3 protein-coding genes and 2 pseudogenes are annotated in these 2,517 nt (G+C 51.2%); 3 read left to right on the forward strand and 2 right to left on the reverse strand.

Going from position 1 to position 2,517, the window contains the following annotated elements:
* A partial coding sequence (locus OA90_RS27610) for a transposase (protein ID WP_199823654.1) occupies window positions 1-278 on the forward strand: 278 nt, incomplete at its 5' end.
* A gap of 504 nt (window positions 279-782) precedes the next feature.
* Here OA90_RS27610 and OA90_RS27615 read toward each other — a convergent pair.
* Window positions 783-1,052: pseudogene (locus OA90_RS27615) on the reverse strand (integrase core domain-containing protein); the annotation flags it as partial.
* Between OA90_RS27615 and OA90_RS27620 the strand changes: the two are divergent.
* Window positions 1,045-1,344, forward strand: a pseudogene (locus OA90_RS27620) (integrase core domain-containing protein); the annotation flags it as partial. The pseudogenes OA90_RS27615 and OA90_RS27620 overlap by 8 nt on opposite strands.
* Window positions 1,345-1,409: 65 nt before the next feature.
* Complete coding sequence (locus tag OA90_RS27625) at window positions 1,410-1,844, forward strand: hypothetical protein (protein WP_199823889.1); 435 nt, start codon at window positions 1,410-1,412, stop codon at window positions 1,842-1,844.
* 395 nt (window positions 1,845-2,239) lie between these two features.
* On the opposite strand, the gene OA90_RS27630 is transcribed toward OA90_RS27625, so the two are convergent.
* Window positions 2,240-2,517: transposase (locus OA90_RS27630; protein WP_199823654.1), on the reverse strand; the 278-nt coding region annotated here is incomplete at its 5' end.

Here is a 2,517-nt window from a genome sequence, read left to right on the forward strand (position 1 = left end):
CCCATGGCGTGGTCATCCTTGATCAGGCCGGATGGCACACGTCAAACAAGCTCGCCATCCCGGACAACATCACACTCTTGCCTTTGCCACCCCGATCTCCCGAACTCAATCCTGTCGAAAACCTATGGCAGTACATGCGAGAAAACTGGCTCTCAAACCGGGTCTTCAAGGACTACGACCAGATCGTCGACCTGTGCTGCCGGGCCTGGAACACGCTCATCGATCAGCCATGGAAAATCATGTCAATCGGAATGCGTGACTGGGCGCATCGGTCCTGAATTTTGTCGTTTGGTATAAGTGACGGAATTTTCGAACATACGTCCGATAAACTTCTCCAGGGATTCGATCAATTCCGCACGCTTTCGAAACCAATACATTTGTGCTGCCACACCAATTGCGTACAGATCCGTCCTTGCAGTACATCTGTGTGGTAATAAAAACGGTTCCGAAGTTAGGAAGTTCAAGTGGGATTGCCTGACCTTTAGAACGGTACGTAATATTGCTCCCCGCGCTCGGTAAAACGGCCCACCACTTACAGTTAATCCTTGAATGACGCTGCCAGTGAAGACTTCTCCGTTCGCTTCAAACGTTACCTCGAAACGAAATCGGTTGGTGTATTTTGGCCAATGTTCAAAAACCCACCAGGTGATCACGATCCCGCATAGCGCGATGAGGAAAAGAAATAGATAACCAAATTTTCGCAGCAAAATCGTTTCCTATCGCTTCTCTATCACGCAGATGTACTGAACCTGTCCCGGTATGATTCCGCTCCGAGTTCTCATTTATGCTGCCCTGGCTTCGAAGGCCAATGGGCTTTTCCAGCCCAGAGCCGAGTGCCTTCGGCGCGGATTGTAGAAGCCATTGATATATTCGAAGATGGCCATTTCAGCTTCGCTACGACAGGTCCATGATTTCTGCCACAGCAACTCAGCCTTTATCGTTTTGAAGAAGGTTTCCACGGCGGCGTTGTCAAAGCAGTTTCCAGTTCCGCTCATTGAGACCTGGAAGCCATGCTGGCGCAGAAGCTTCTGATAGTCGTGAGAACAATACCTGTCGATCAAATACACAGAGCGGTTGGGAGAAGCTGGTATCGAGCCCTCTGTCGGCAGCGTCGGAGACAGTTACGACAATGCCCTGGCCGAGACGATCAACGGCTTGTTCAAAGCCGAGGTCATTCACCGCCGCGGCCCATGGCGCAATTTCGAGGCAGTGGAATACGCAACACTCGAATGGGTGGACTGGTTCAACAACCGTCGTTTGCTTGAGCCTATCGGGAATATTCCGCCGGCAGAAGCAGAGGCCAATTTCTATGCGGCTATGGAAACTGAGGAACGAGCCGCGTAACTAACTACAATCAGCCTCCGGCAAACTCGGGGCGGTTCAGACCCTTTGTTCCTCAAGATGCCCAAATGTACACGTTCGGGCCCCTTCGGCCTGAATCAATGCTTGCTTCTCACGTCAATCAGTTTCGATTGCCGCCGACCCTTTCGAATGCCAAAACGATCTTCATGAAAAATATCCAGATCATCGACGACGCAGTGAACGCCACATTCAGTGTGTTCCAAGCAACAGAAGGTGAGTTTGCCACCATCTTCCCGGACGGACGCGACATCGAGTTGATCGAAGACCTAATCGAGCGGCTTGGCGAAGAGGCTGCAAGCTCTGTGCTGACACCTCTTTGGGACCGCCCGATCCTAAAGCGCGATGCGCTCGGAATCCATGGCACCTTGTTCTTCGACAATGAACATCGGCGGGACCATATCCCGCCGTCAAAGCGCGAAGTCGATTGGGACGACAACTCAGTCAATCAAGCTCAGCGAGACCTCTTCGCCAAGCACCGCTAATTAGTCCACGCCGCCTAGCTATTGCTGAAGTCCAGATGACATCGGATTCCTAGTCCATTTAACTCAACGTCACCGCCCCGCGTTGAACACTGGTAAGCGCTAAAAGAATTCCAGCCTACGAAGATTGCTGCCAAAACCAGAAAAATCACAAACAAATTGCGCTTGTGATTTGTCGATGAAGTCGGAGTATGATCGGTCATGATGATTGCCCTCGCGGGTGCTGTCACATTGTTTGAAGTATCGACGCGCGAAGCGGGCGTGTCGCAAAGTTTTTTGACGTAGAAATTCATTCCATTCAGCAGGCTCGAATACGTCAATTTAGGTAAAAAGTTTGATCGCGAAGTAAAGAAATGACGGATTACGATCGGTAGAAACGTAATACCAAACGACAAAATTCAGGACCGATGCGCCCAGTCACGCATTCCGATTGACATGATTTTCCATGGCTGATCGATGAGCGTGTTCCAGGCCCGGCAGCACAGGTCGACGATCTGGTCGTAGTCCTTGAAGACCCGGTTTGAGAGCCAGTTTTCTCGCATGTACTGCCATAGGTTTTCGACAGGATTGAGTTCGGGAGATCGGGGTGGCAAAGGCAAGAGTGTGATGTTGTCCGGGATGGCGAGCTTGTTTGACGTGTGCCATCCGGCCTGATCAAGGATGACCACGCCATGGG

This window comes from Labrenzia sp. OB1 (genome assembly GCF_001624695.1).
Lineage (GTDB): Bacteria > Pseudomonadota > Alphaproteobacteria > Rhizobiales > Stappiaceae > Roseibium.

What these genes read in the sequence shown, in the direction of transcription:
- OA90_RS27625 (WP_199823889.1), top strand. Translation starts at nt 1,410, where the DNA reads ATGTACACGTTCGGGCCCCTTCGGCCTGAATCAATGCTTGCTTCTCAC.